This window comes from Pseudomonas sp. 05L36, assembly GCF_056398125.1.
In genome coordinates, this window is record NZ_JBFTOU010000009.1 from 1 (window position 1) to 25,235 (window position 25,235).

21 protein-coding genes and 1 pseudogene are annotated in these 25,235 nt (G+C 58.2%); 17 read left to right on the forward strand and 5 right to left on the reverse strand.

Annotated elements, in window-relative coordinates:
• Window positions 1-384: glycosyltransferase family 2 protein (locus AC1DKH_RS12090; protein WP_477798270.1), on the reverse strand; the 384-nt coding region annotated here is incomplete at its 3' end.
• Window positions 385-689: 305 nt separating this feature from the next.
• On the opposite strand from AC1DKH_RS12090, the gene AC1DKH_RS12095 reads away from it, so the two are divergent.
• Window positions 690-1,334 (forward strand): YceH family protein, encoded by a 645-nt coding sequence (locus tag AC1DKH_RS12095; RefSeq protein ID WP_477798271.1) that lies wholly within the window; start codon window positions 690-692, stop codon window positions 1,332-1,334.
• Between the two features lie 161 nt (window positions 1,335-1,495).
• Here AC1DKH_RS12095 and AC1DKH_RS12100 read toward each other — a convergent pair whose 3' ends face one another.
• Window positions 1,496-2,314: a shikimate 5-dehydrogenase gene (locus AC1DKH_RS12100; protein ID WP_477798272.1), complete on the reverse strand. Its 819-nt coding sequence runs from the start codon at window positions 2,312-2,314 to the stop codon at window positions 1,496-1,498.
• 245 nt (window positions 2,315-2,559) lie between these two features.
• Here AC1DKH_RS12100 and AC1DKH_RS12105 point away from each other — a divergent pair, with 245 nt between their 5' ends.
• The 3 genes from AC1DKH_RS12105 (at window position 2,560) to AC1DKH_RS12115 (ending at window position 3,661) form a co-directional block, all read left to right on the forward strand.
• Complete coding sequence (locus AC1DKH_RS12105; RefSeq protein ID WP_477756003.1) at window positions 2,560-2,925, forward strand: hypothetical protein; 366 nt, start codon at window positions 2,560-2,562, stop codon at window positions 2,923-2,925.
• 234 nt (window positions 2,926-3,159) lie between these two features.
• A complete protein-coding gene (locus AC1DKH_RS12110) occupies window positions 3,160-3,354 on the forward strand; it encodes a hypothetical protein (protein WP_008052996.1) in 195 nt (64 codons plus the stop codon).
• A gap of 115 nt (window positions 3,355-3,469) precedes the next feature.
• Window positions 3,470-3,661 (forward strand): hypothetical protein, encoded by a 192-nt coding sequence (locus AC1DKH_RS12115; protein ID WP_477756105.1) that lies wholly within the window; start codon window positions 3,470-3,472, stop codon window positions 3,659-3,661.
• Here AC1DKH_RS12115 and AC1DKH_RS12120 read toward each other — a convergent pair.
• Window positions 3,658-4,719 carry an AI-2E family transporter gene (locus AC1DKH_RS12120; RefSeq protein WP_477798273.1) on the reverse strand — a complete coding sequence of 354 codons (1,062 nt, stop codon included), beginning with the start codon at window positions 4,717-4,719 and terminating at the stop codon, window positions 3,658-3,660. The genes AC1DKH_RS12115 and AC1DKH_RS12120 overlap by 4 nt on opposite strands.
• A 160-nt stretch (window positions 4,720-4,879) precedes the next feature.
• On the opposite strand from AC1DKH_RS12120, the gene trhP reads away from it, so the two are divergent.
• The 7 genes and pseudogenes from trhP to AC1DKH_RS12155 all read left to right on the forward strand — a co-directional run bounded on the left by trhP (window position 4,880) and on the right by AC1DKH_RS12155 (window position 14,952).
• Window positions 4,880-6,205 carry a prephenate-dependent tRNA uridine(34) hydroxylase TrhP gene (gene trhP, locus AC1DKH_RS12125; protein WP_477798274.1) on the forward strand — a complete coding sequence of 442 codons (1,326 nt, stop codon included), beginning with the start codon at window positions 4,880-4,882 and terminating at the stop codon, window positions 6,203-6,205.
• Window positions 6,206-6,374: 169 nt separating this feature from the next.
• Window positions 6,375-7,165, forward strand: a pseudogene (locus AC1DKH_RS12130) (CPBP family glutamic-type intramembrane protease).
• A 376-nt stretch (window positions 7,166-7,541) separates the two neighbouring features.
• Window positions 7,542-8,336, forward strand: coding sequence for an ABC transporter permease (locus AC1DKH_RS12135; protein WP_477798275.1), 795 nt, complete (start codon window positions 7,542-7,544; stop codon window positions 8,334-8,336).
• A gap of 13 nt (window positions 8,337-8,349) precedes the next feature.
• Window positions 8,350-9,003, forward strand: coding sequence for an ABC transporter ATP-binding protein (locus AC1DKH_RS12140; RefSeq protein WP_115948400.1), 654 nt, complete (start codon window positions 8,350-8,352; stop codon window positions 9,001-9,003).
• Window positions 9,004-9,050: 47 nt separating this feature from the next.
• Window positions 9,051-10,157, forward strand: a complete 1,107-nt coding sequence (locus AC1DKH_RS12145) for a KpsE/RkpR family capsule polysaccharide export protein (protein WP_477798276.1) — start codon at window positions 9,051-9,053, stop codon at window positions 10,155-10,157.
• A gap of 40 nt (window positions 10,158-10,197) precedes the next feature.
• Window positions 10,198-11,280, forward strand: a complete 1,083-nt coding sequence (locus AC1DKH_RS12150) for a polysaccharide biosynthesis/export family protein (protein WP_477798277.1) — start codon at window positions 10,198-10,200, stop codon at window positions 11,278-11,280.
• A 216-nt stretch (window positions 11,281-11,496) separates the two neighbouring features.
• On the forward strand, window positions 11,497-14,952 hold the full coding sequence (locus AC1DKH_RS12155; RefSeq protein WP_477798278.1) for an HAD family hydrolase: 3,456 nt from the start codon (window positions 11,497-11,499) through the stop codon (window positions 14,950-14,952).
• A gap of 176 nt (window positions 14,953-15,128) precedes the next feature.
• Here AC1DKH_RS12155 and AC1DKH_RS12160 read toward each other — a convergent pair whose 3' ends face one another.
• Window positions 15,129-15,758 carry an acyltransferase gene (locus AC1DKH_RS12160; protein ID WP_477762354.1) on the reverse strand — a complete coding sequence of 210 codons (630 nt, stop codon included), beginning with the start codon at window positions 15,756-15,758 and terminating at the stop codon, window positions 15,129-15,131.
• Between the two features lie 156 nt (window positions 15,759-15,914).
• Window positions 15,915-16,850, reverse strand: coding sequence for a KpsF/GutQ family sugar-phosphate isomerase (locus AC1DKH_RS12165; RefSeq protein WP_477798279.1), 936 nt, complete (start codon window positions 16,848-16,850; stop codon window positions 15,915-15,917).
• A gap of 425 nt (window positions 16,851-17,275) precedes the next feature.
• On the opposite strand from AC1DKH_RS12165, the gene AC1DKH_RS12170 reads away from it, so the two are divergent.
• The 6 genes from AC1DKH_RS12170 (at window position 17,276) to AC1DKH_RS12195 (ending at window position 24,894) form a co-directional block, all read left to right on the forward strand.
• A complete protein-coding gene (locus AC1DKH_RS12170; protein WP_477798280.1) occupies window positions 17,276-19,309 on the forward strand; it encodes a capsular polysaccharide biosynthesis protein in 2,034 nt (677 codons plus the stop codon).
• A 5-nt stretch (window positions 19,310-19,314) separates the two neighbouring features.
• Complete coding sequence (locus AC1DKH_RS12175) at window positions 19,315-20,568, forward strand: capsule biosynthesis protein (RefSeq protein WP_477798281.1); 1,254 nt, start codon at window positions 19,315-19,317, stop codon at window positions 20,566-20,568.
• Window positions 20,565-21,341, forward strand: a complete 777-nt coding sequence (locus tag AC1DKH_RS12180) for an SDR family NAD(P)-dependent oxidoreductase (RefSeq protein WP_477756434.1) — start codon at window positions 20,565-20,567, stop codon at window positions 21,339-21,341. Before AC1DKH_RS12175 ends, AC1DKH_RS12180 begins: the two co-directional genes overlap by 4 nt.
• Window positions 21,342-21,405: 64 nt before the next feature.
• Complete coding sequence (locus tag AC1DKH_RS12185) at window positions 21,406-22,851, forward strand: LTA synthase family protein (protein WP_477798282.1); 1,446 nt, start codon at window positions 21,406-21,408, stop codon at window positions 22,849-22,851.
• On the forward strand, window positions 22,844-23,455 hold the full coding sequence (locus tag AC1DKH_RS12190; protein WP_477798283.1) for a GNAT family N-acetyltransferase: 612 nt from the start codon (window positions 22,844-22,846) through the stop codon (window positions 23,453-23,455). The genes AC1DKH_RS12185 and AC1DKH_RS12190 overlap by 8 nt, the downstream gene beginning before the upstream one ends.
• A gap of 11 nt (window positions 23,456-23,466) precedes the next feature.
• A complete protein-coding gene (locus tag AC1DKH_RS12195; RefSeq protein ID WP_477798284.1) occupies window positions 23,467-24,894 on the forward strand; it encodes a capsular polysaccharide export protein, LipB/KpsS family in 1,428 nt (475 codons plus the stop codon).
• Window positions 24,895-25,235 lie beyond the last annotated feature (341 nt).

A 25,235-nucleotide genomic window follows, 5' to 3' on the forward strand; every position in this document is an offset into this window, starting at 1 on the left:
CCGATGCCCGGCGACCAGTTGCACGTCAACCTGGCCCGGTTCGCCGCGCACCAGCGCCAGCATGCCGGGGATGTCCGCCGGGTCGTTCTGGCCGTCGCCATCGAGGGTCGCCAGCCATTGCCCGCGGGCCTCCCGTGCGGCGTGGTACAGCGAGGTGCTCTGCCCCAGCGACCGTTCGTGATGGAGGATGCGCAAGGTGTTCAGGCCGTTCTGGCGGATCTGCCGCAATTCCTGCAGGGTCGCATCGGTGCTGCCATCGTCGACGACGATGATTTCGTACGATTCAGCGGCCAATGCGACGCGGATTTCCTCAAGCAATGGCTTGAGGTTGTTCGCTTCGTTCTTGGCGGGGATCAGTACGGATACAAAAATGTCTTGGCTCATAGAGTCACTCTCGCCTTTATTGGATTTCTTTTATCAGAGGCGAATGAAGGTGTCGTACACCGGCCGACTCGATGCAGGGTTCAGCTATTTTGGGCGATGACGCCAACAATATCCCGCCCTGTGGACGCACTCGCGCGCGACCCCGCATACGGTGCCCGGCCAATTGTAAAAATGGCGTTAATATTTCATACACTTTTTGTCATCATTCACTTGATGACGCAACGAATTCGGTTGCCATTGGCGCTTGCCCATCTAAAGTGCACTCACGCAAGTGAAAAACATGAATCGGGTAAGGATGCAGAACCATGAGCACTGAGCAAGAGACGACTTTAGACGAGCAGCGGCTCGACAGTACGGAAATCCGCATTCTGGGCTCGTTGATCGAGAAACAGGCCACCAGCCCGGAAACCTATCCCCTGACCCTCAATGCCCTGGTGATTGCCTGCAACCAGAAAACCAGCCGCGAGCCGGTGATGAACCTCACACCAGGCCAGGTCGGCCATAGCCTGCGCGTCCTCGAAGGACGCGGTTTCGCCAGACTGGTGATGGGCAGCCGCGCCGACCGCTGGGAGCACCGGGTCGACAAGGCCCTGGAACTGGTGCCGGCGCAGGTCATCCTGACCGGGCTGATGTTCCTGCGCGGCCCGCAGACCGTCAATGAACTGCTGACCCGCAGCGGCCGCATGCATGAATTCGAAGATGCCGAACAGGTGGTGCATCAACTCGAACGCCTGATTGCCCGGGGCCTGGCCGTACTGATTCCGCGTCAGGCCGGCCAGCGCGAAGACCGTTACACGCACGCCCTGGGCGACCCGGCGGATATCGAAGCGATCATGGCGGCACGGCAAAACCCGGCCGAGCGTGGTGGCAGCGGGGTTTCGGTTGAACGGATCGAAGAGCTGGAAACGCGGATTGCTGCGCTGGAAGAAAGACTGGCCCGGCTCGAGTAAACGCAGCCCCCGCATTGATTGGTGTCTGGCRCGAAACCAGCGATCACCCTCAATCCCTTGTAGGAGCTGGCTTGCCAGCGAAGGCGGTCTGTCAGGCAACGTCGATGTTGAATGGGCCGCCCTCTTCGCTGGCAAGCCAGCTCCTACAGAGGCTACATCGCCTAGCTGCGGGCAAACGCCACGGCCTTCTGGAATTGCTCGTCCGTCGGGCGTACACCAGTGTAGAGCACAAACTGCTCCAGTGCCTGGATCGCGATCACTTCCAGCCCGGTGATGACCTGCTTGCCTTCGGCACGAGCACGCACGATCAGCGGTGTTTCCGAGGGAATCGCCACCACATCGAACACAGTTTCCGCTTTTTCGATCACGTCCGCCTCAAAGGCCAGTTGATCGGCCTCCGGTCCTCCCGTCATGCCAATCGGGGTGACGTTGACCAGCATCTGCGGGCGACGATTCCCCAGCTCTGCCTGCCACTCATACCCCAACGACTGCGCCAGCGCCTGGCCGGCGCGCTCGTTGCGGGCCACGATCAGGCCGTTTTCATACCCGCCATCGCGCAAGGCGCTCGCCACGGCCTTGGCCATCCCGCCGCTGCCGCGCAAGGCAAAGGTCGAGTCCTTGGGCACCTGGTGTTTTTCCAGCAACTGGGCCACGGCGATGTAATCGGTGTTGTAGGCCTTGAGATGACCGTCGGTGTTGACGATGGTGTTGATCGATTGAATGGCGGCGGCCGACGCGTCGAGTTCATCCACCAGGGCAATACAGGCTTCCTTGAACGGCATCGACACGCCACAGCCACGAATCCGCAGGGCACGAATGCCGGCAACGGCACCCGGCAGGTCCTGGCTGGCAAAGGCCTTGTAGTAAAAATTCAGGCCCAGCTGTTCATACAGATGATTATGAAAACGCAGACCAAAGTTCCCGGGGCGTCCTGAAAGGGACATGCACAGCTGGGTGTCTTTGTTGGGGTTCATCTGCATGGGGAAGCTCCTTCAAGTGCACTTTTCGGATGGACGGGATTAGCCCCCCATCGGGTTCTGATCGATCATATAAGCCTGATTACATGGACTTACACAGACCGGTAAGAAAGTCGGTACCGACCTTACACAAAATTTACCTAACGGCCGTGCTGATTCTCGAAAAAAGCTGTCTTAGAAGTATCCCCGCGACAATCCCTGGGTCTATTGCAGACACAGGCGCCGGGCTGAAGAACCGAGGAACTATCATGATCCGTAAAGTCCCCACAGTAGCCTTGCTGATCGGCGCCCTCGCTATCGCAGGACAGGCGCAAGCCCATGGTGGTGGTAATTACTGGCAGGGCCCGGCGGTGTTTGGCGCGATCGTCGGTACTGCCATTGTCGGCTCGGCCCTGATCAACGCCAACCGCCCGGTTTATGTCGCACCGCAACCGGTCTACTACCAGCCCGCGCCGGTTTATTACGCACCACCGCCTCCGGTTTACTACCAGCCGGCCCCGGTCTACGTGCAACAACCGATCTACTACCGCCCGGCTCCGGTGTACTACGGACCACCCCATGGTTACTACGGCCCGCCTCGCGGCTACTACGGCCATCACTACGGCCGCTGGTAACGGACTCATCAGGCCCCGCTGAAACAGCGGGGCTTTTTTATCCCTTTTTTCGGTGCAGGTCTGGATAAATCTCGCCAAGGTCGCTATCGGGACAATGCCCGTGGTGGAAACGGGCAAGATGGACTCGACCCGTTTTCTGCCGTGCGGCAAAAAACGGTCATATTTTTGTCATGACAGTTGCGCAAGCTCGGCTCTGTCCGTCGATAACAGGTTGATAACAACAAGGACGACCACATGCCAACGCAAAACCCGCACCGCATCGTCGGTCTGTGCACCTCCAGCAAGGTCTACAACGCACTGACCGAACTCAAGCACCTTGAAGGCCATCGCAGCGCCAAGTTTCTCTCGCTGCTGACGCAAAGCCTGGTGCGCAAGGGCCTGCTCAACGAGCAGGAAGTGGTTCATATGCTCGATCAGGTGGTCAGCTGACCGACCAACGGTCGTTTGCCCCCGCTGGCATCAATGACCACTATCGAAAGCGTTGATTACCCCTCATGGCACACGGACCTTAAAGTAGCTCCACAGATTGATGGAGGTACTTGTCATGTCCAAGGTTCAGATCATGTCCGTTATCGGCAGCGCGGTTCCCCCACAGCTCAGGGAGCTGGGCATGCTCGCCTGCTGGTACCTCGTGCAGGACGGCGTGCCAATCAGCGGCCCGCTCACTTCGCTGCCCGCCGCCCAGGCATTGTCGCAACGCATCGGCACCGGCCAGTCCGGCAGGCTCAGCGCCTAAGGCAGCTGCACCCGCGGTTTGGTTTCAATGAAAATGGCCCAGCTCGACATGAACAGGGCCGTGATCAACGGGCCGATGACAAAGCCGTTCAGGCCGAAAATCGCCAGGCCGCCGAGGGTCGAAATCAGGATCATGTAGTCCGGCATCCTGGTGTCCTTGCCCACCAGAATCGGTCGAAGCACGTTATCCACCAGGCCGATCACGAAGACCCCGAACAATCCCAGCACCACGCCCTGCCAGATCGCCCCGGTGAGCAGGAAAAACACCGCCACTGGCGCCCAGACTATTCCCGCCCCCACCGCCGGCAGCAGGGACAGAAACGCCATCAACACCGCCCAGAGCAATACGCTGGGGATGTCCAGAAACCAGAAAATCAGACCGCCCAGTGCGCCTTGCGTGATAGCCACCAGCAGGTTGCCCTTCACCGTGGCCCGCACCACACGATTGAACTTGAGCTGCAAACGACGTTTCTGCTGTTCCTGCAACGGCACCGCCAGACGCACCTTGCGTGCCAGTTCTGCACCGTCGCGCAGGAAGAAAAACAGCAGGTACAGCATGATGAAAAAACTGACGACGAACTCGAAGGTACCCTGGCCAAAAATGAAGGCCTGCGTCGCCAGCTCCTGACCGCCGGTCATCGCGCTTTTGACGATTTTCTCTCGCAGCCCGTTCAACTCGCCCATGCCGAAGCGATCCAGCAGATGCTGGAAATACGGCGGCAGGCTGTGCTTGAACTGCGACACGTACCCGGCAATATCGAGTTCGCCGCTCTCGACGCTTTTGTAGAGTGCCACGCCCTCCTGAACCAGCAAGGCGCTGATGATGATCACCGGCAGAATCGCAATCACCAGGCAAATGCTCAATGTGCACAGCGACGTGAGGTTGCGTTGCCAGCCGAACTTCTCTTGCAGCCGGCGCTGCAGTGGCGCAAAGACGATGCCGAGGATCACCGCCCAGAACACTGCGCCGTAAAACGGCAGCAAGATCCAGATGAACGCAGCGCTCACCAGCACCAGCAAAACCGTCAGTGATTTGTCTTGTAGGGGCGTTTCGTTCATGTCCGATCCGTGCCAGAGAGGACGAAAAACTTCCGCCCTGATATTTAGTCCACTACGGCTCGCGCGAGTGCCATCGGTTTGTTGAACAAGCATAGATCCAGGTCAATAAACCCTCGCCACCGAACGTTTACCCTGCGCGGCTTTTGCGACCGACTCCGCCATGAACCTCACCGCGCCAGAACTGCTCGCCCCCGCCGGCACCCTGAAAAACATGCGTTACGCCTTCGCCTACGGCGCCGATGCCGTGTACGCCGGTCAGCCGCGCTACAGCCTGCGGGTGCGCAACAACGAATTCGATCACTCCAACCTGGCTCTGGGCATTCGTGAGGCACAGGCTCAAGGCAAGCGCTTTTACGTGGTGGTGAATATCGCGCCGCACAACGCCAAGCTCAAGACCTTCCTCAAGGACCTTGAACCGGTGATCGCCATGGCCCCGGATGCGCTGATCATGTCCGACCCTGGCCTGATCATGCTGGTGCGTCGGCACTACCCGCAGATGCCGGTCCACCTTTCGGTGCAGGCCAATACGGTGAACTGGGCGAGCGTCGAGTTCTGGCAACAGCAAGGCCTGAGCCGGATCATCCTGTCGCGGGAGCTGTCGCTGGAAGAAATCGCCGAGATCCGCGAACAGGTGCCGGCCATGGAGCTAGAGGTGTTCGTGCACGGCGCGTTGTGCATGGCCTATTCCGGGCGCTGCCTGCTGTCGGGCTACATGAACAGGCGTGATGCCAATCAGGGCAGTTGCACCAATGCCTGTCGCTGGAAATATTCAGCGCAACCGGCCACCGAAAATCAGCTCGGCGAGATCGTCCAGACATTCGATCCCGAACCGACCCTGGGCATCGGCGCGCCTACCGACCAGGTGTTCCTGTTGCAGGAAGCCGATCGTCCCGGCGAACAGATGCCCGCCTTCGAAGACGAGCACGGCACTTACATCATGAACGCCAAGGACCTGCGCGCCGTGCAGCACGTCGAACGCCTGACGCACATGGGCGTGCACTCCCTGAAAATCGAAGGCCGGACCAAATCGCACTTTTATTGTGCGCGCACCACCCAGGTCTATCGCCGCGCCATCGACGACGCCGTGGCGGGCCGGACCTTCGACCGCGGCCTGATGACCGACCTGGAATCCCTCGCCCAGCGCGGCTACACCGAAGGTTTTCTGCGCCGGCATGTGCATGACGAGTACCAGAACTACCAGAACGGCAGCTCGGTGTCGGAGCGCCAGCGGTTTGTCGGTGAACTGACGGGCCAGCGCCGGGATCGACTGGCCGAGGTCAAGGTGAAGAACCGCTTCGGCCTGGGCGACCACATGGAACTGATGACGCCCAAGGGCAACTTCCACTTCGATCTGCATCAGTTGCAAAACGCCAAGGGAGAAGCGATCGAGGTTGCACCGGGCGATGGGCATACGGTGTATTTGCCGATACCGGATGCGGTGGATCTGGAGTTTGGGCTGTTGATGCGGGATGTGGGTGTGAACTGATCTTCAAATACACACATAACCCTGTGGGAGCGAGCTTGCTCCGGGCGGCGTTCCGACGATTGCGGTCTGCCAGTTAATATTGCTGTGACTGATCGATCGCTATCGCGAACAAGCTCGCTCCCACAAGGGACCGAGTCACCTTGCAGAATTTCATGCACAAGGACTCAACATGCTTGCCCTGCCATGGATCTACCTGGCCCTCCTCTCCCTCGGCTACGGGCTCGCTTTAATCTACGGCCAACTCGGCTGGCTGGCCGCGATCTCCGTAGTGTTGTTGCTGTTCGCCGGTTTCGCAGTCCGCCAGCAAAAACTCCCCATCGCTCGCTACCTCGGCCACGGCTTGTTCATCTTCATGGCCCTGGCGCTGGCAATGCATTGGCTCCCCGGTTTCTACAATGGTCGCGGCATCGATCCTCAGCGACTCACCGACGATGGCGTGCCATTTTCCATGTACCTGAATCAGGACAAACCCCTGATTGGCTTCTGGCTATTACTGGTCTGCCCGTGGATTGTCGGCCGGCGTTCGTTGCGCCTTTCCATCTATGCCACCGCTATCGCGCTGCCCCTGAGCGCCGTGCTGGCCCTGGGTGGCGCGCTCTTGCTGGGTGTCATCAGTTGGGCACCGAAATGGCCGGACCACGCATGGCTGTGGGTGCTTAATAATCTGCTGCTGGTGACGCTGGTGGAGGAAGCGCTGTTTCGCGGCTACATCCAGGGCAGTCTGAGCCGGTGCTTCAAAGACCTGCCCTACGGCGAAAACCTGGCCCTTCTACTGGCATCGCTATTGTTCGGCCTGGCGCATGTGGGCGCAGGCTGGCAGTGGGTGTTGCTGGCGAGCCTGGCGGGGATCGGTTATGGCTTGGCCTACCGTTTCGGCGGGTGGGTGCAGCCATTGCCACCCACTTCGGTTTGAATCTGCTGCACTTCGGATTGTTCACTTTTCCAATGTTGGCCGGGTAGCGACCCATCGACTAAAAACACTAACCGGACCAGGTGCCATCAACTGCTTCGGGCGCTGATTTTCGCATCTGCAATCGCCCTCCCGATAACTGCGCATCGATGTTATAAATCATTCAAATGCCGACGAGATTTTGGCACCACCATTGACAACACCCAATAAACACTGAACGAAACCGTTTTTTTTACGCTTGACCAGTCCGTTTTTACAGTTATATTTCGTCAGGCACTGCTCGGGAACCAATCGCCTTGACTACTGTCTTGCGCTGCGTTTAACCTCCCGCCCCACGAATGGAAGCGAACCGTTCTACACGACGGCGTCCTCTGAAAATGAATTCTGGCAACGCGTTTATCGCGCCGTTGTACTGTGCGGTAAATCATGCTGAAGCCTCGCTCTTCCCTCCAAATCAAAAAATCCGTCATTTTTGCCCTGGTGCTGCGTGAAGCGCGTTCGCGTTTTGGCGACCGGCGCATGGGCGCGAGCTGGACACTGATCGAGCCGATCGTCCACCTGTTGATTCTGAGCGTAGCGTTCACCCTGATTCGCGGCAGCACCGTCGCCGGCATCGATTTCCCGGTGTTTGTCCTGGTCGGACTTGCACCGTTCCTGCTGTTTCGCAACACCGCTTTACGCTTGATGAACAGCCCCAAGGAAAACCGCTCACTGTTTGCCTACAAACAGATCAAGCCGCTGGACACCTACATCGCCCGGGTTCTGGTGGAGTTCAGCATTTCCGCGAGCGCATACGCCATCCTGGTCTTCGGTTTTGCATGGTACGGCTTCGACATGTCCATCAAATCCCCCATCGAGTGGATGCTGACCATCCTTCTGGGCGTCCTGTTCTCCTTTGGCCTGGGCATGTTGCTGTCACTGATTGCCCACGCCATGCCCAGCAGCACCCTCTTTCTGCGGATGATGTTCTTCCCGCTGTACTTCCTCTCGGGCGTACTGATTCCCGCCGCCTACCTGCCTCACGCCATGCTGCCACTGCTGCTGCTCAATCCGTTCCTGCACCTGCTGGAACTGATCCGTGCCGAAATCTTCCCGCACTACGTTCCGGTCGATGGTGTGTCGGCGCACTACGTCATCGCGTTCACCCTGGTCTTGCTGTTCGTCTCCCTTGGTACTTACCGGGTTCGTCGACTGCATTTGATCTCTACCAAGAACGGCTAACCGCAGGCTTCCCGTGTTCGAGCTCAGAAATATCACCAAGTCTTACCTGACCCCCAAAGGTCGCCGGCACGTGTTCCGCGACCTGTCACTGCAGATTCCGCCAGGCAAAAACATCGGCCTGATCGGTCGTAACGGCTCGGGCAAATCGACCCTGATGCGCCTGTTGGGCGGTGCCGACGTACCGGACTCCGGCACGGTGGTCACCAACAAGAGCATTTCCTGGCCGGTGGGTTTGTCCGGAGGTCTGCACGGCACCATGACCGGGCGCGAAAACATCAAGTTCGTCAGCCGGGTATACGGCGCGGAAGGCGACGCCATGCGCCAGAAAGTCCGCTACGTCGAAGACTTCGCGGAAATCGGCAGCTGGATCGACGAGCCCGTCAAAACCTACTCCTCCGGCATGCGCTCGCGCCTGGCCTTCGGCCTGAGCATGGCCTTCGACTTCGACTACTACCTGATCGACGAAGTGATGTCGGTAGGTGACGCGCACTTCAAGCGCAAGTGCGCGGACGTGTTCGAAACTCGCCTGCAGAAATCCAAGGTGGTGCTGGTATCCCACAGCATGCCCGAAATCAAAAAGCTCTGTGACGTCGTGCTGCTGGTGCGCGATGGCGGGGTGCAGATCTATGACGATGTCGATGAAGGCATCAAGGCCTACAACACCTGATCGCCTGACCGTGGCGTGACAGTTTCATTTCAAGGATGCGTGAGCATATGAGCAGTACGGGTAAATTCAAGGGCTGGCGCCTGACTCTGGGGCTGATCGTGCTGCCAATGGTACTGGCCGCCGTTTACTACAGCTTTTTCGCCGTGGATCGCTATGTCAGCTCCGCGCAAGTGGTTGTACGCCAGGACGGCAACAACCCGGCGGCGCAGATGCCTGGCCTGAGCATGCTGCTCAGCGGTGCCAACCCGGCTTCCCGCGAAGAAACCCTTTACCTGCGCGAATACATTGTGTCGATGGACATGATGCAACTGCTGGAAGATCGCCTGCACTGGGTCGAGCAATACAGCAAGCAACGCAGCGATCCGTTCTTCTGGCTGGCCACCGACACCGAACGCGAAGACCTGCTCGAGTACTACCAGCGCATGGTCACTGCTCACTATGACGAAACCACCGGCCTGCTGAAAGTTGAAGTGCAAGCCTTCAGCCCGGAACTGGCCGAGCAAATGGTCAAGACCATTCTGGAAGCCAGCGAACACTTCGTGAACGAAGTCTCCCACAGCATCGCCCGCGAGCAGATGCGCTTCGCCCAGGGCGAGCTGGAAGGCGCGAAAAAGAACTACACCAAACGCAAGGAAGAGCTGCTGAGCTTCCAGAACCGCAACAAGGTACTGGACGGTAAAAGCTCGGCTCAAGGCCGTGCAAGCATCATCGACACCCTCGAAGGCGAGCACTCCAAAGAGCGCGCAGTACTCACGCAAATGAGCTACAAGCTTCGCCCGGACTCACCTCAGGTCGCGCAACAACAGCAACGCGTCAGTGCCATTCGTGAACAACTTGCTGCCGAGAAACGCTTGTTGGTTTCCGCTCCCGATGGAGACCAATTGAACGTCGTCGCTTCGCGCTTCCAGCAATTGACCCTGGACGCCGGCATCGCCGAAGAGACCTACAAGACTGCCGTTGCCGCGCTGGACAACGCCCGTATCGAAGCCAGCAAGAAGATTCGCACCCTGGTCACCGTGGTTAGCCCGAACACACCGCAAATGGCCCTGTATCCGGAGCGCTGGTACAACCTGGCAACCATCTTCCTGGCCCTGCTTCTGCTCTACGGCATTACCCGCTTCCTAATTGCATCGATCGAGGATCATCGTGATTAAATCCATTTCTGGCCTGCCCCTTCGCCCCCTGAACTTGAGCATGCGAAACAGCGCTGTTGCGGGTTTGATGCTGGTGACCCTCACTTTGTCAGGTTGCAGCGGCGTCATGTCCGGTGCCGGCCCTTACAAAGGCGATATCGAAAGCAAAAGCCAAAACACTGCGTATGACCTGGTGGACATCAACGCCAACACCATCGCACCGTTTATGCGTCCAGCCGCCAAACCGGTCAAAGCCACAATCACCACTCCCCTGGCGCAAAGCGTGCGCCTGATGAGCGGTGACGTGATCAACGTGCTGATCACCGACAACGCTCCAGAAGGCAGTGGCCTGTTCGCCCCGCTTTCTACGGGCGGTACCCAACTCAAAGTGCGCATCGACGACAAGGGAATGATCTCCCTGCCGTACGTTGGCCATCAGTTCGTTGCCGGCATGACCCTGATCCAGGTCGAAGACATGATTCGCCAGAAGCTCAAAGGCGTGACCACTGACGTTCAGGCACACGTTGATCTGGTTGGCGATCTGTCTGGCTCGGTGCTGGTGGCGGGTGCGGTAAAAGCGCCTGGACGCTTCTCCACCCTGCAAGGTCCGCTGACACTGCTTGATGCCGTCAACCAGGCTGGCGGTCCAGTGATGGAACCGCATTTGGTTAATGTCACTGTTCGCAATGGTGCTCAAGCCAATACCTTCAACTACGAAGATATCCTTGCCGGTAACAACTTCGTGCTGAAGCCAAATTCCGAAGTGGTTCTGGACCGCGCACGCCAACGCTTTGTGGCGATGGGTGCCGTGGGCGAGCCAGGCTTGCACGACCTGCCCTCTCAAAACGCCAGCTTGCTGGATGCTCTGGGTTCCGTGGGCGGCTTGAAAGAGGCAAATGCGAATCCACAGGGTGTATTCGTGTTCCGGATGGGTGAGGCCACTCCTGCACAAGCCGCCAAACCGATCGTCATGCGCATTGACATGCGTGACCCGGCCGCCATTTTTTATGCCCGGCAAGTCATGCTCAAGCCAGACGATACGATCTATGTAACCAACGCCGCTGTGTACGAATGGCAAAAAATTATTGGGCCAATCGTTCAGACCCTTGTATTGGGTCGGGCCGCGGGTGTGAGCCCAAACTAAACAAAAGCGCCTGAACAGCCTCATGACCGCCGCCTTAGACCCTGTCATGACGGCGTGCCAAATCGATATTTATCAAGCGTGGAGTGTTTGTTGGGCCAGTGAGTTTTGTACAGCGCTAACAAGTTGAAAGACAGGGGCGTTACATACTGATCTTTATATACGCTGACTCAAGGATTGCCCGGTAAGAAACACTCCAGCAGATTTCAAGGAAATTGAATGAACGTCCTTTTCTACCTGGAGCCCGCCATCGAGCTGGGTAACCCTGAGTTTCGCTACGCCACGCTTCGCAGCTCCATCGTTGCGCAGGTCACGGCGCTTCGCGGCGCTGGCGTGAACACACACTGTATCGTTAGCCAAGTCATTGCTGAACGAGCGCTACGCGATGGCCATGTCGAAGCGCTTGGCTCGCTGTCAACGATTGACCCGCTTACCTGGACCGAGGGCGAAAATACGCTTGAGCGCTCGCTCCGCCATCAAGCCAAAGCCTACAAAGAGGGTGAGCACACTCGCCTCGCAAATTTGCTGAAAGCAGATCTGCCGGCCGGATTCGAGCCGGACATCATTCTTGTTTGGGAAGCCCCCATGTCCTGCCTCGGGGAAATCTTCCCAAAGGCACGCATCATTTATCAGATGCCTGGCTTCTTCTCGCGCGCCCCGTTTGCCAACCTTGTCGCGTTTGACACCGGCCTGCTGGGCGACAGCACAGTCCCTGCCAACCCATCTGTCAGCGCAGCAGAAATATCCGCTCTCGAAGCCTTGAGGGACCATGAAGCTCGTTTTCTGAGCTCGATTGCTCCGACTCAAGTTTCAATCAACGACTTGAAACAACGCTTTCGCAGCGTGGTGCTGTTGCCGTTGCAGATCGACGGTTACTTCATGATCGACTCTGTATTGGGGCGACGTAGCCAGTTCGATGTACTGGTAGACATCATGAGCCGCATGCCAGCCAATCAGGCCCTGGTAGTGACAAATTACTGGTCCGGCCAGACGCGAAGCGCGGTCCTGACTGCACAGAACATCAGTTACCTGCGCTCACGCTTCCCAAACTTCGCTTACTTCGAAAACTTCGACAAAATCCCGTCGGTTTCGCAGTTACTGGTTCCGGAAATGGACGGGGTTATTACGATCTCGTCCTCTCTCGGCTATCAGGCAGCATTCTGGCAAAAACCTTTGCTGACACTTGGCGCCAGTCACATATCCCCATTCGCCACCACCAACGACTGGGATGAATTCTTCGCACAGGTCACCGCGGGTGAGCCGATAGTTCGTGACGACCTGATCGTCTCAGCAATTGGCACCAAGCACCTGCCGGCACAAATGCTTGCCGAAGATGGCAAAGGTTATGCTGGCTGGCTGGCAGAAGTCGTCTCTCGCCCCGTCGGTGACTTCCCGCACTGGACCGATAAAGAGCCTGTCGCAGAAGCACTGATGGAACTGCGGCGCGAGCCCGAATACCTCAAGCAGCTTGGCTACTTCAATCTGGTACGTGAAGAGTCGTCGATGGATCACTGCCGAGAGCTTTCACAGCAGATTCTTCGGCACCCGATTATTTCATTCGACGTATTCGACACACTGCTGTACCGCCCCTTCAAGTCTCCTTCCGACATGTTTGAATTCATGTCCGAAGAAGTTCGACAGATTTGCAATCTTCCGTCGCTTGATTTCCGTGCCGCAAGACGCGCAGCGGAAAAAGCCGCTTTCGAAGAAGCGATCGCACGTGGAGATGGCGAAACCCATATCGATGAGATCTATCAGGCATTCGCAGAACAAACCGGTGTAGGTCAAGAACTGGCCGAGCGCGTTAAACAGCTGGAAATGCAGATGGAAATGGACATCCTTTATCCAAGGTTGTCAGGGTTCAAGGCATTCAATGAAGCCCGCAGCCTGGGCAAACGCATCATCATCATTTCCGACATGTATCTGCCCCGTGACTTCCTCGAAGCCATCCTCAAAAAGAATGGTTACGAAGGTTATGACCGCTTTTACGTATCGTCTGAAGCCCGCGTAAAGAAACACAATGGACGACTGTTCGACCACGTCCTTGAAGATCTGAATGTTGATCCGAAAACGATTCTCCACGTTGGGGATAACGTCGCGGCTGACGTAGTGCGCGCCAAAGAGCGCGGCATCAAACCGTTTCATTTGGTCAAAGCTTCGGAGGTGTTCGCAGAATGCGACAGCTTCAAAAATCCTTGGTCCCGTGACGAAGAACGCCATTCTCTCGACTGGAAAATGATACTGGCTGTCGCGGGCAACCGTTTCCATGACAACCCTTACTTGCCACATCGACGCGGCACCCTGTTCTGCGGCGACCCTTGGCGCCTGGGTTACTACGGTCAAGGCCCGATGCTTTTGGGTTATACAAAGTGGCTGATGGAAAAAGCCATTCGTGACGGAGTCAAACGTCTCTACTTCCTGTCTCGCGACGGCTTGATCATGAAGGAAGCCTATGACCGTATCGCCCAGAACTATCCCGATGCGCCAAGCAGCCACTACCTGCTCTGCTCGCGCAGAGCCGTGAATCTGGCCAAGGTACGTGATGAACATGGCGTCATGGATCTGCTACAAGTAGATTTTGCACGCACTAGCATCCAGCACCTGCTCTCGTCTCGCTTTGGTGTTTACCCAGCCAACGTCCCGATGGACATTCTCTCAAAACACAACCTTACACTTGAGACGATTGTCACTAACAAGCATCAGGAAATGCTCAAGCCGTTTTTCCTGGATCTGCTTCCACTAATCGTCAGTGCAGCAAAAAAGGAACGGACAAACTACCTTGAGTACCTTGAAGGCACAGGCCTGCTGGATGACGGTGAGGTTGCCCTGGTTGACATCGGGTATGCCGGCACCATGCAGGAATCCCTGTACCTGCTGACTGATCGCCAAAAGCTGTTTGGCGGTTATTACTTGATGACCTTCCGTCAGGCGCTGAAACGCGTAGATGCCTATGGAATGCCGATCAGAGGCTATCTGGGTGAATTCGTGGACCGCCACGACACCCACCATCCGTTCTGCCGTAACGTCCCGCTCTACGAGACACTGTTCAGCAGCGTGGATACCTCATTTGTTCGCATGGATCGTGACTGGAAAGGTCGACTGACCCCCATCTTCATGGAACGCTTTGCGGCAGAAGCAAAACGCGAAGAAGTGGTTCATAGAATCCACAAGGGCGCCCTGAGCTTTATTGAGGAAGCAGCCAGCATTTTTGGCAGCCACTTGAAGAATCTGGATATCGAACCTGTCAAATCACTTCGGGTGCTCGAGAAATTCTTCAGTGAACCGCATCCAGTTGACGCCCAGATGTTCGCGGGCCTGGTTTTTGAAGATGCTTACGGCGGTGCCGGCCTGAAAACGATATTGCCAATAGACGGCAACCCGGAAGCGAACTGCGTCTGGAAAGTGGGTGCTGCGGTTTTGCAACGTGCCAATAGTGATCAAAAGGCAACCGGCACGACAGCGGCCCCCAAAGCTACGTCGCCAAAATCTGCCGTGCAAACCAAGAGGTTCAACCGCATTGAACAACGACTGGTTCGCTGGGTAGTTAGAAAAACCTCGAACGATAGAAAGTTCCAAAAGTTCGAACTGACCCCGGCAAAATTCTTCAGCGACTCTAAAAGCCCACATGTTCGATTGCTGGGGCGCCTGTATCTGATCAGGGCCGCCAACCAGTAAAAAAAGCCCGGTACGTCGGTCACTGCAAGCAGCCATGCAATGACTGACGTGCCGAGCCCATTCAATCGCAGGAAAGCAAACCGCGATCAAATTTTCGGAATTACTCCCTCAGAAAACTCATCAGTCAAATCACGAAAAATATAACCGGGTTATTTTCCCTGTAACAACAACCACAATTAAGGTTCGAGTGGCGTCTTTTTCAAGCGACGATCCCAAACGACACTTTCCCTCATAAGGCGTGCAGGCGCGCCGGCGTAAATCGAGTTTGTTCTTGTAAGGCGTTTACTGACGTAGGACCTTGCTCCAATCACGCAACCTTCCGGAATGTTAGCGCCCTTGCCAAGAGTCGCGCCCTCACCAATCCACACATGGCGTCCCAGTACAACGTCTTGTGCCTCATTCAAACGCTCCCCCCCATGCAGATCGTAAATAGGGTGTTCATCAGAGGTGCGGACGAATATTCCGCTTGAGAACATACAATCCTCCCCGATCAATATACTTTTACCTTCCATGGCAAACAGATGTGCGCCAACGAACGTCGTCCCCGCCCCAATCACCAGTTTTGACTCGGCTTGGCGCATATGTATAGCGCCTCGCAAATTGCATCCCTTGCCTATTTCAACAACGTTATGGGCACCAGAAAAAAGAATATTCATATTGCGAACCACTGTATTTTCAGCTATTCGCAGAACGTGATTATTGCCTTCAATCTGGATTCTGGCTGTAGGCTCAATTCGCACAGAGGGGTGAATTTCAATGACGTTGTTCTCGCCATTATTGATAACGCTTGGATGTTCGGGTAGCACTTAGACCTCGCAATAGGTAAAAATGGCGTAATTTTTATTTTTCACAATTCTTTGCGGCTCTAGCACCAAGGCATTTTTAAAAACGCCGTTTATCAGCACTACCCATCAGTAACAGGCACTCCATTGCTACCACTTGCAGCCACCTGAAACGATCGATCAATCAAAAATCTCCACAACCCCCACCACCTCATCACTCCCCTCTGCCGTCACCGGCAACGCCCGAATCTTGTGATCCTGCATATAGGCTTCTGCCTCACACAACTGCGCCGTGGCTTTCACGGTATGCGGTTTGGCGGTCATGAAGCTGGCGACGCTTTCGTTGATCACGCCCGGGTTATTCAGCAGCGCCCGGCGCAGGTCGCCGTCGGTGACGATGCCGACCAGTTTTTCGTTGTCCATGACCAGGGCGAGGCCCAGGCGGCTGGAGGTCATGACCAGCAGGCAGTCGTGGAACGAAGTGTCGCGACTGACTTTGGGGATGTTGGTGTGCATCACGTCACTGACGCGGGTGAGCAGTTTGCGGCCGAGGCTGCCGCCGGGATGGTAGCGGGCGAAGTCCATTGGTTTGAAGTCGAGTGCGGCAATCAGGGCCACCGCGAGGGCATCGCCCATTGCCATGGTGGCCAGGGTGGAGGTGGTTGGCGCCAGGTTGTTCGGGCACACCTCGCGCTCGACCGAGATGTCGAGCCAGATATCGGCGTGCTTGGCCAGCGTGGATTGACCATTGCCGGTCATGGCGATGATCTTGTTGCCGAAGGACTTCAGGCTCGGAATCAGCTTGATGACTTCTTCGGTTTCGCCGCTGTAGGAAATCAGGATCAACACGTCGATTGGCTTGAGCATGCCCAGGTCGCCGTGGAAGGCTTCAGCCGGGTGCAGGAACAGGCTCGGGGTGCCAGTGGAGGCGAAGGTAGCGACCATTTTCTGACCGATCAAGCCCGATTTCCCCATACCGCAGACCGCTGCGCGGCCTTTGCAACCGAGAATCAGTTCAACGGCACGCTGAAATTCGCCGTCCAGGCGTTCTGCCAGTTGGCTGATGGCTTGCGCCTGGGCGCTGAGCGCTTCTTTGGCAATTGGAAGGTGATTCATGGGAAATCGATCGATCCTTGATTTAAGTGGCGCGTATGTTAACGACTCAATAGCCTGACGGAAACTAACGTTCTATCAACCCAGGAAAAATAGTCACTTTTCTGTGTCACCGAGACCTCGAACATGGCAGTTGCCGGTTGGAAATTTTTAATGTCGCCCCCTTTTGATCGACTGTCACAGAGGATACGCAAGGACTCCTCGCCTTTCAGGTGCCAATAGTCATACCGCACTACTCAGCGCCGGCAGTGCCCCCTCCCCTGAGCAACACCCAATGTTTGTAGGCAATCTCCCACTTTTATCGTTATAAATTGTCGGCTTTGTATTATCATCCGCGCCCACTTATCGAAGAGCGTTGCCTGAGACGCTTTGGATTTTTTGCGCGTCTCGCAAGCGAGTGCGTCACCTACGGACATCTGCTGTTTTTTATGGACAAAAACCTCCTGAATCGACCGTGCTTGCTGGTGCTGTCTAAAGGCGCCCAGCAAGTTGCCACGCTTCCCGCCCTGTTGCCCGACTATCGATTGCTGCCTGGTTCGACTCGTGACGTCACTCAGGCCGATGTGTTGCTGGCGTGGGGTCGCAAGCCAAGCGCCCTGTTTGCCCAACGGGAAGCACAAAAAGCCGGTCTGCCTGTGCTGTCGGTAGAGGATGGTTTTTTGCGTTCGGTGGGCCTTGGCGCGGATGAGCCGCCGCTGTCGCTGATCGTCGATGACCTGGGCATTTATTACGATGCCGATAATCCGTCGCGCCTGGAAGTATTGATCCCGACATCCTTGAGTGAATCTCAGACTCTCCGCGCCCGGGCCTTGCAGGCGAGTTGGCGGGAAGAGCGCGTTTCCAAGTACAACAGCGCCCGCATCGAACAATGCCATTTACCGCAACCTTGCGTTTTGGTCGCTGACCAGACCAAGGGCGATGCCTCACTTCAGGGCGCCGGCGAGGCTGATTTTGAGCGCATGCTCCAGGCTGCACTCGATGAGCATCCTCAGAGCTTTGTCGTGGTGAAGGTCCACCCGGATGTCGCGGCAGGCCGCAAGCAAGGCCACTTTGATCTTGAAGCGCTGAGCAAACGACCGCGCGTCCATGTGATCAGCCGTAATGTTCATCCTGCCGAGTTACTGAGCGAAGTTCAGGCCGTGTATGTGATGACCTCGCAACTGGGCTTCGATGCACTGTTGTGGGACGTGCCGGTGCGCACCTTTGGCATGCCGTTCTATGCCGGCTGGGGTTTGACCGTGGATGCCCTGCCCGCCCCCGAGCGGCGCCAGCCGGTCAGTCTTGAGCAATTGGTGCATGCGGCGCTGGTGGAGTACCCGCGTTATGTCGACCCGGAGACGGGCGCGCCGTGCCAACCCGAGACCGTGCTGGCGTGGCTGGGGTTGCAGAGACGGATGCGCAGTCGCTTGCCGCAGGACTTGCAGATGGTTGGTTTCAGCAAGTGGAAACGGCCGTTGGTGCTGGACTTTTTCAATGGTTCATCCACCCGATTTGCCGCACCTTCCAGACGTTCGAAGCCCCCTGCAATGGTGGTGAGTTGGGGTTGCCAGCACGACTCGGCGTTGGCGCAACAGAACACTGCCAACCACCTGGGCCGCGTCGAAGATGGCTTCCTCCGTTCTGTCGGCCTGGGCGCGAAGAAAACCCGGCCGCTGTCCTGGGTATTCGACGACCTGGGCATCTACTACGACGCCACGCGTCCTTCGCGTCTGGAACAGCTCTTGCAGAACCAGTCGTGCCCGCCTGAGTTGTTGCGGCGGGCGGCGGCGCTGCGCGAAGCGATCTGCGCCACCGGAGTGACCAAATACAACTTGCCCGGTGCCACGTGGAAACGTCCGCCGGGTGTCGAGCAGGTGATTCTGGTGCCGGGGCAAGTGGAGTCCGACGCCTCGATCCGTTACGGCGCGCACCGCATCCGGCGCAATCTTGATTTGCTCAAGGCAGTGCGCGCCCGCCACCCGATGGCATGGCTGTTGTACAAGCCGCACCCTGAAGTGCTGGCCGGCACACGCGAGGCTGGCGAGGACGAAGAACACACCCGTCAATGGTGCAACCAGGTGGTGGGCGATGTGCCCTTCCACGAGCTGTTGTCCGAGGTCGATGAGGTGCATGTGCTGACCTCGCAATCGGGCTTCGAAGCCTTGTTGCGCGGCGTGCCGGTGACCACTTACGGCCAGCCGTTCTATGCCGGCTGGGGCTTGACCCACGATCAGGACCTCAGCCCGCAGGTCCAGGCGCGTCGCACCCGGCGCCTGAGCCTGGACGAACTGGTGGCCGCGACCCTGATTCGCTACCCGACTTATGTCAGCCGCATTACCCGAAGATTCACCACCCCCGAACGTACGTTAATCGAGATTCAGAACTGGGATGAAGTACCTGCGCAAGGAAGAACTCCAACATGGCGAGAGATGATTCAGCGTTTGCTCCTTACCGTCTTGAGACCGTCGCCAAGGAAGTTTTAGTTCCCATGCAGCGCTCCAGACGCCTGGTATCGGTGAAACCACGCAACTCGTTCCTGTTTTTGCAGGGCGTCAGTTCGCCGTTTTTCGCGCGTCTGGTGCAAGCGCTGCGGGCCGAGGGACAACGGGTCAAGTCCATCAGCTTCAATATGGGCGACACCCTGTACGGCAGCGGCGCGCGCGTGTTTTGTTCGGCGCGCCCCGAGCAGTTGAAGGACTTCTACAGCCAGTGTTTCAGCGCCGACCAGATTACCGATGTGGTGCTCTTCGGTGACTGCCGCCCCGTGCATCAACCGGCGGTGGAACTGGCCAGGTCTCTGGGGATTCGCGTACACGTGTTCGAAGAGGGTTACTTCCGCCCGTACTGGATCACCCTTGAGCGCAATGGCGTGAACAATCACTCGCTACTGCCCCGCGATCCGCAGTGGTATCGGGAAGTGGGCAAGTACATCCCGCGCTATCACAACGGCAATTCATTCCGCCTGTCCTTTGCCTCCAGGGCCTTCCATGATGTGATGTATCACGTCGGCGGCGCACTGAACAAAGTGGTGTTCCCCCACTATAAAACCCACGCCCCGTTCAACGCGGCCGTGGAGTATGCCGGCTACGTTCGCCAGGGCCTGCGCCTGGTCAGCGCCAGGGGCCGTGACTCCGAAGTCATCAGTGAAGTGGCGCGCAGCCGTCACCGAACCTTCCTGTTGCCGCTGCAACTCGACAGTGATGCGCAGATCCGCGACCACTCGCCCTTCAAGCATATGAAGGATGTGTTGAAACACGTATTGGGCTCGTTTGCCCGCCATGCCGGCAGCGATGCGCGGCTGGTGGTCAAGAACCACCCGCTGACGCCGGGCATCGTCAACTACCACCGCATCACCCGGCGGATTGCCGACAAATTCGGCATTGCCGATCGCGTGGATTTCCTCGAAAGCGGCCACATGCCGACACTGCTGTCGCATGTCGCTGGCGTAGTCACGGTCAATAGCACCGTGGGTGGTTCGTCACTGATGCACAACGTGCCGACCATTGCCCTCAGCGACCCGATCTACAACCTCAAGGGCCTGACCCACCAGGGCGGTCTCGATGAGTTCTGGGACAACCCGGAGCCTCCCGACTCCACCCTGTTTCAGCGCTTTCGCAGCACGGTCATTCACACCACGCAAGTCAACGGCGGCTTTTACACCCGCTGCGGCATCGACATGGCGGTGAACAATTCCCTGGAAGTGCTGATGGCCAAAACCTCGAAAATCGAACAGTACCTATGACGTCACAACAGTCTCCACGCTGCATTCTCATCACCGGCGCCACAGGCGGCATCGGTGGCGCGCTGGCACCCGCCTACGCGAAACCGGGGGTTACGCTGATCCTGCAGGGCCGACGCCTGGACCGCCTGGAAGAAATGGCCGCCCAGTGCCGCGCCGCCGGCGCTCGCGTACTGCTGCAACCGCTGGATGTTCAGGATCTGGACGCCTTGCGCAGCTGGATCGGCGAGATCAGTGTCACCGAGCAACCGGACTTGATCATCGTCGGTGCCGGGGTCAATACGTCCACCGGCGACAACGGCGAAGGCGAAGTCTGGGAGCTGTCCCAGGCGCTGATCGAAATCAACGTGCTGGCAGCCCTTGCCACGGTGCAGGCCGCATTGCCGGCCATGCGTGCCCGCAAGTCCGGGCAGATCGCCCTGTTCAGTTCGCTGGCCGGTTGGCGGGGGCTGCCGGCCACGCCGAGCTATAGCGCCAGCAAGGCAGCGATCAAGGCTTATGGCGAAGCCATGCGCGACCTGGTGGCAACCGATGGTGTGAAGATCAACGTGATCATGCCGGGCTACGTCGAATCGAAAATGTGCTTTGAAATGCCCGGACCAAAACCGCTGCTCTGGACCCCGGACAAGGCTGCGCGACGGATTCAGCGCGGGCTGGCGGCGAACCAGGCGCGCATCAGCTTTCCGTTCCCGCTGAACCTTGGGTGCTGGGCTTTGGGGGTCATCCCGCCACGACTGTCGTCGATCATTTTGCGGTGGCTGGATTACGGTGCCTGATTTTTTGAATAACGTTTTTTGCTCGGTTGTAGTGCCTGGTTTTCTCCTGTCTTGCGCAATCGAAATGCTCCTGGTGCCGCGTACCGCCTGGTCCCGTCCGCTTCGCAGCTGGCTGTTGCATGGCGGTGCCTGGGCATTCGCCGTTGGCTTGCTGTACCTGATCAGCGGTCGCGCGTATTTCAGTGCGGTCAACGTGCTGGCGCTGTGGCTGCTGATCGTGCTGGTGAGCAACGCCAAATACCATTCGCTGCGCGAGCCATTCGTCTGCGCCGATTTCGAATACTTCAGCGACGCCGTACGCTTTCCACGCCTGTACTTGCCGTTCTTCGGCATTGGCAAAGCCATCGGCCTGGCCCTTCTGTTTATCGCCTACCTGGCGTGCGGGTTGTATTTCGAACCGGTGGGCAGCAATGCTCGCGTCGTGGCGACGAGCACGCTGCTGGGCGGTTTGGTACTGCTGATGCTCGGCAGCTTGAAGCCACTGCGCCCGACGTTCGACGCCAGCCTCGACCTCGGTCGCTGGGGATTGGCGGCCAGTTTGTGGACGTACTTTATCGCGGCCCGGCGCCCGGTGGACCTCAATCGACTGAACTCGGCGTTTGCCGATGAGCTGCCACGCCCGGCGTCCGACACCGTGCTGCCGGACCTGGTATCGGTACAAAGCGAATCGTTCTTCGATGCGCGCAGGCTGTGGCCCGGCATCCGTCCACAGGTGCTCAGCCACTTCGACACCTTGCGGGCCGAGGCGCTGGCCCAGGGTCGTCTGCAAGTCGCCGCGTGGGGCGCCAACACGGTCCGTAGCGAGTTTGCCTTCCTCACCGGGATCAAGGTCGACCAACTGGGCGTCCATCGATTCAACCCTTATCGCCACCTGGCGCGACAGGGCGTTGCGAGCATCGCCAAGGCGCTCAAACGCCAGGGTTATCGTACGGTCTGCGTGCATCCTTATGTCGGCAGTTTTTATGGTCGGGACAAGGTGTTGCCTGCACTGGGCTTCGACGAATTCATCGACGTTCGCAGTTTCACCGAACAGCAAAAGGCCGGCCCGTTCATCGGTGACTGCGCGGTGGCCGACAAGATCAGCGCGCTGCTTGATGATCCGTCCCGTACCCAGCCGTTGTTTATTCATGCCATCACCATGGAAAACCACGGCCCGCTGCACCTGGAAAATGTCGAAGCCGGCGACCTGCCGCAGTGGTTCGACCGGCCGCTACCAGAAAGCCTGCGTGATCTGGCCCCGTACGTGCGCCACTTGAGCAATGCCGACCGCATGCTCGGTCAGCTGCGTGAACATTTTCTGACCCGCAGCACACCAACCGGGCTGTGCTTTTTCGGTGACCATGTGCCGATCCTGCCTGACGTCTATGGCGCCCTGGAGGCACCGAATGGCGATACCGAGTACTTCATCTGGTCCAATACTTCGCCAAGTGCCAATGCCTGCACAGACCTCGGAGTCGAGCATCTGGCCAAGGCCTTTATCGACCATCTGGCCCCTACTGCCGATGACTGAAACCCGGGGTGAGCCGGTGCAGGTGGTTCTCGCGTCCAGCCTTGCGCAGCGCGACCCTGCGGTTGCGCGCTGGATCACCGCGGGGCGCGGCTCGTTGGCGTTCATCCTCGGCGATGAAGACTGCCGCCATCGCCTGCTCGCGCAGTCGATCAACTGGGACCGCATCCTGCTGGCCTATCACGACAGCACACCGGTGGGCTACGCCTCGTTCAAACACCAACGCCGCGGACCATTTTCACCGGGCATCCGGCCATTCGTTCGCGAGTTCGGGCGACTGGGCGGCTCGCTGCGTTATGGCCTGTTCGTGATCAGCGAGTGTCGCGAGTGGTACTACGGTTTTTATCTGTACGGCTTGCATGTGCGCAAAGCCGCACGGCGCCAGGGGGTGGCCAGTGCCTTGCTGCAGGTCGCCTTTGATCAGGCACTCAGCCTTGGCCATACCAAAATCGAGCTGGAAGTGCAGGTGAAGAACCTTGCGGCCAGGGCGTTCTATGCCCGCCACGCCTTCATGCCGATACACACCTTTCCAACGAACTGGCTGAGCCGCGTGATGCCCTTCCCGACGGTCATCAACCTGCGCCGCAGACTATCGCCCCATCCATGAGCAGCCCGCAAATGAATCGATCCGTACCCCTTGAATCGCTGGTGGATGGTCCCGGCCGGGTGGGCATCATGTCGCAGTGGGTGATGTGGAAAGTCCATCATCTGGAGGAGTTTCTCGACCCCGAAGGCCAGCCTCATTGGCTGTGGCGACGCAGCCGGCAGCGCCCCGCAGGCTTGAAGGCGATTGCCGGAATTGGCTACAAAAGTTCCTCTGACCATGCCCGGGTCTTGTGCAAGCGCTGGGGCATTCCCTACGTCGCACTGGAGGATGGCTTCCTGCGTTCATCTTCGCTGGGCGTCGAAGGCGATACGCCGATGTCGATGGTGGTCGACCCCATTGGCATTCACTACCTGGCCGATCGCCCGTCACGGCTGGAGAACATCCTGCAAACCCCGCAGACCCTGAGCTCTTCGGAGCAGGCGACCGCACGGGAGCTGATTGCCCTGATGCGCAGCAGTGGCATCGGCAAATACAACAACGCACCGGACCTGAGCGACGACGACCCGCTGGGCCGTGACAAGCCGCTGATTCTGGTGGTCGACCAGACTTATGGCGACTTCTCCATCCCCGGCGGCGGGCTGTGCGAAGCCGACTTTATCCGCATGCTCGACGAAGCCCTGGCGCAACACCCCGAGGCGGACGTGCGGGTGCGGATTCACCCGGACTGCATCAACGGCCACAAAAAAAGTTGCCTGCTTGACGCCGCTCTTGCCCGGGGCGTGACGCTGGAAAGTCGCCAGATGTCCTGGGCCTCGCTGGCGCGCCGGGCGCAGCGGGTCTATGTAGGTACCAGTCAGGCCGGGCTCGAGGCCTTGATTCAAGGCATCCCGGTCACCTGCTTCGGCTTGCCGTTCTACGCCGGTTGGGGCCTGACCGATGATCGCCAGGCAATCCCCCGTCGCCAGGCCCGACCGAACCTTGAGCAGTTGGTGGCGGCGGCGTACATCCGCTATTGCCGCTACGTCGACCCGCTGACCGATCAGCGTTGCGATGTCATGACTGTGGCCCGTCAACTGGCCCGGCAAAAACACCAGGACAGCCAGTTCGCGGGGACATTGACCTTGCTGGGTGTGCCACACCGACAGCGGCCGGCGATCCGCACCCTGCTCAAAAGCCGATGGGGCCGGTTGACGTTCGTCAGCGATAGTGCCGAGCTGATGCAATCCGTAGTCGGCGAAACCGGCAAGCTGTTGGTGTGGCGAGCCAGCGAACCCGGCGATCTGCAATCCCGTGCCGAGGCCCACAGCGTGCCGCTATGGCGCATCAGCCCGGGCATGCTGCAATCACCGGGTGGCGATGAGCAACCACTGGTTCAGATTCGCGGCCTGCCGTGCAGCCCCCATCAAGCCCGGGAGTACAACTCCCATACTGAAGCCGGCCTGTTCGACAGCTGCGCACGTTATCGACAAATTCACCGCTACCTCAGACGCATGTTCTGATCCCTTGCCGGCGAAGGCGTTTTTGAAACTTGTATTGCGCTTTTGGCCGTCTTCGCTGGCAAGCCAGCTCCTACAAAAACGCGTACACACCGTCATTTTTTGTGTCCACACATTCCCTGTAGGAGCCGGCTTGCCGGCGAAGGCGTTTTTGATGGCGCTGCATGCCCCACGGCCGTTTTCGCTGGCAAGCCAGCTCCTACAAAATCGTGCGCACACCGTCATTTTTTTGTGTCCACACATTCCCTGTAGGAGCCGGCTTGCCGGCGAAGGCGTTTTTGATGGCGCTGCATGCCCCACGGCCGTCTTCGCTGGCAAGCCAGCTCCTACAAAAACGCGTACAC

What these genes read in the sequence shown, in the direction of transcription:
- AC1DKH_RS12095 (WP_477798271.1), top strand. Translation starts at nt 690, where the DNA reads ATGAGCACTGAGCAAGAGACGACTTTAGACGAGCAGCGGCTCGACAGT.
- AC1DKH_RS12100 (WP_477798272.1), bottom strand. Translation starts at nt 2,314, where the DNA reads ATGCAGATGAACCCCAACAAAGACACCCAGCTGTGCATGTCCCTTTCA.
- AC1DKH_RS12105 (WP_477756003.1), top strand. Translation starts at nt 2,560, where the DNA reads ATGATCCGTAAAGTCCCCACAGTAGCCTTGCTGATCGGCGCCCTCGCT.
- AC1DKH_RS12110 (WP_008052996.1), top strand. Translation starts at nt 3,160, where the DNA reads ATGCCAACGCAAAACCCGCACCGCATCGTCGGTCTGTGCACCTCCAGC.
- AC1DKH_RS12115 (WP_477756105.1), top strand. Translation starts at nt 3,470, where the DNA reads ATGTCCAAGGTTCAGATCATGTCCGTTATCGGCAGCGCGGTTCCCCCA.
- AC1DKH_RS12120 (WP_477798273.1), bottom strand. Translation starts at nt 4,719, where the DNA reads ATGAACGAAACGCCCCTACAAGACAAATCACTGACGGTTTTGCTGGTG.
- trhP (WP_477798274.1), top strand. Translation starts at nt 4,880, where the DNA reads ATGAACCTCACCGCGCCAGAACTGCTCGCCCCCGCCGGCACCCTGAAA.
- AC1DKH_RS12135 (WP_477798275.1), top strand. Translation starts at nt 7,542, where the DNA reads ATGCTGAAGCCTCGCTCTTCCCTCCAAATCAAAAAATCCGTCATTTTT.
- AC1DKH_RS12145 (WP_477798276.1), top strand. Translation starts at nt 9,051, where the DNA reads ATGAGCAGTACGGGTAAATTCAAGGGCTGGCGCCTGACTCTGGGGCTG.
- AC1DKH_RS12150 (WP_477798277.1), top strand. Translation starts at nt 10,198, where the DNA reads ATGCGAAACAGCGCTGTTGCGGGTTTGATGCTGGTGACCCTCACTTTG.
- AC1DKH_RS12155 (WP_477798278.1), top strand. Translation starts at nt 11,497, where the DNA reads ATGAACGTCCTTTTCTACCTGGAGCCCGCCATCGAGCTGGGTAACCCT.
- AC1DKH_RS12165 (WP_477798279.1), bottom strand. Translation starts at nt 16,850, where the DNA reads ATGAATCACCTTCCAATTGCCAAAGAAGCGCTCAGCGCCCAGGCGCAA.
- AC1DKH_RS12170 (WP_477798280.1), top strand. Translation starts at nt 17,276, where the DNA reads ATGGACAAAAACCTCCTGAATCGACCGTGCTTGCTGGTGCTGTCTAAA.
- AC1DKH_RS12175 (WP_477798281.1), top strand. Translation starts at nt 19,315, where the DNA reads ATGCAGCGCTCCAGACGCCTGGTATCGGTGAAACCACGCAACTCGTTC.
- AC1DKH_RS12180 (WP_477756434.1), top strand. Translation starts at nt 20,565, where the DNA reads ATGACGTCACAACAGTCTCCACGCTGCATTCTCATCACCGGCGCCACA.
- AC1DKH_RS12185 (WP_477798282.1), top strand. Translation starts at nt 21,406, where the DNA reads ATGCTCCTGGTGCCGCGTACCGCCTGGTCCCGTCCGCTTCGCAGCTGG.
- AC1DKH_RS12190 (WP_477798283.1), top strand. Translation starts at nt 22,844, where the DNA reads ATGACTGAAACCCGGGGTGAGCCGGTGCAGGTGGTTCTCGCGTCCAGC.
- AC1DKH_RS12195 (WP_477798284.1), top strand. Translation starts at nt 23,467, where the DNA reads ATGAATCGATCCGTACCCCTTGAATCGCTGGTGGATGGTCCCGGCCGG.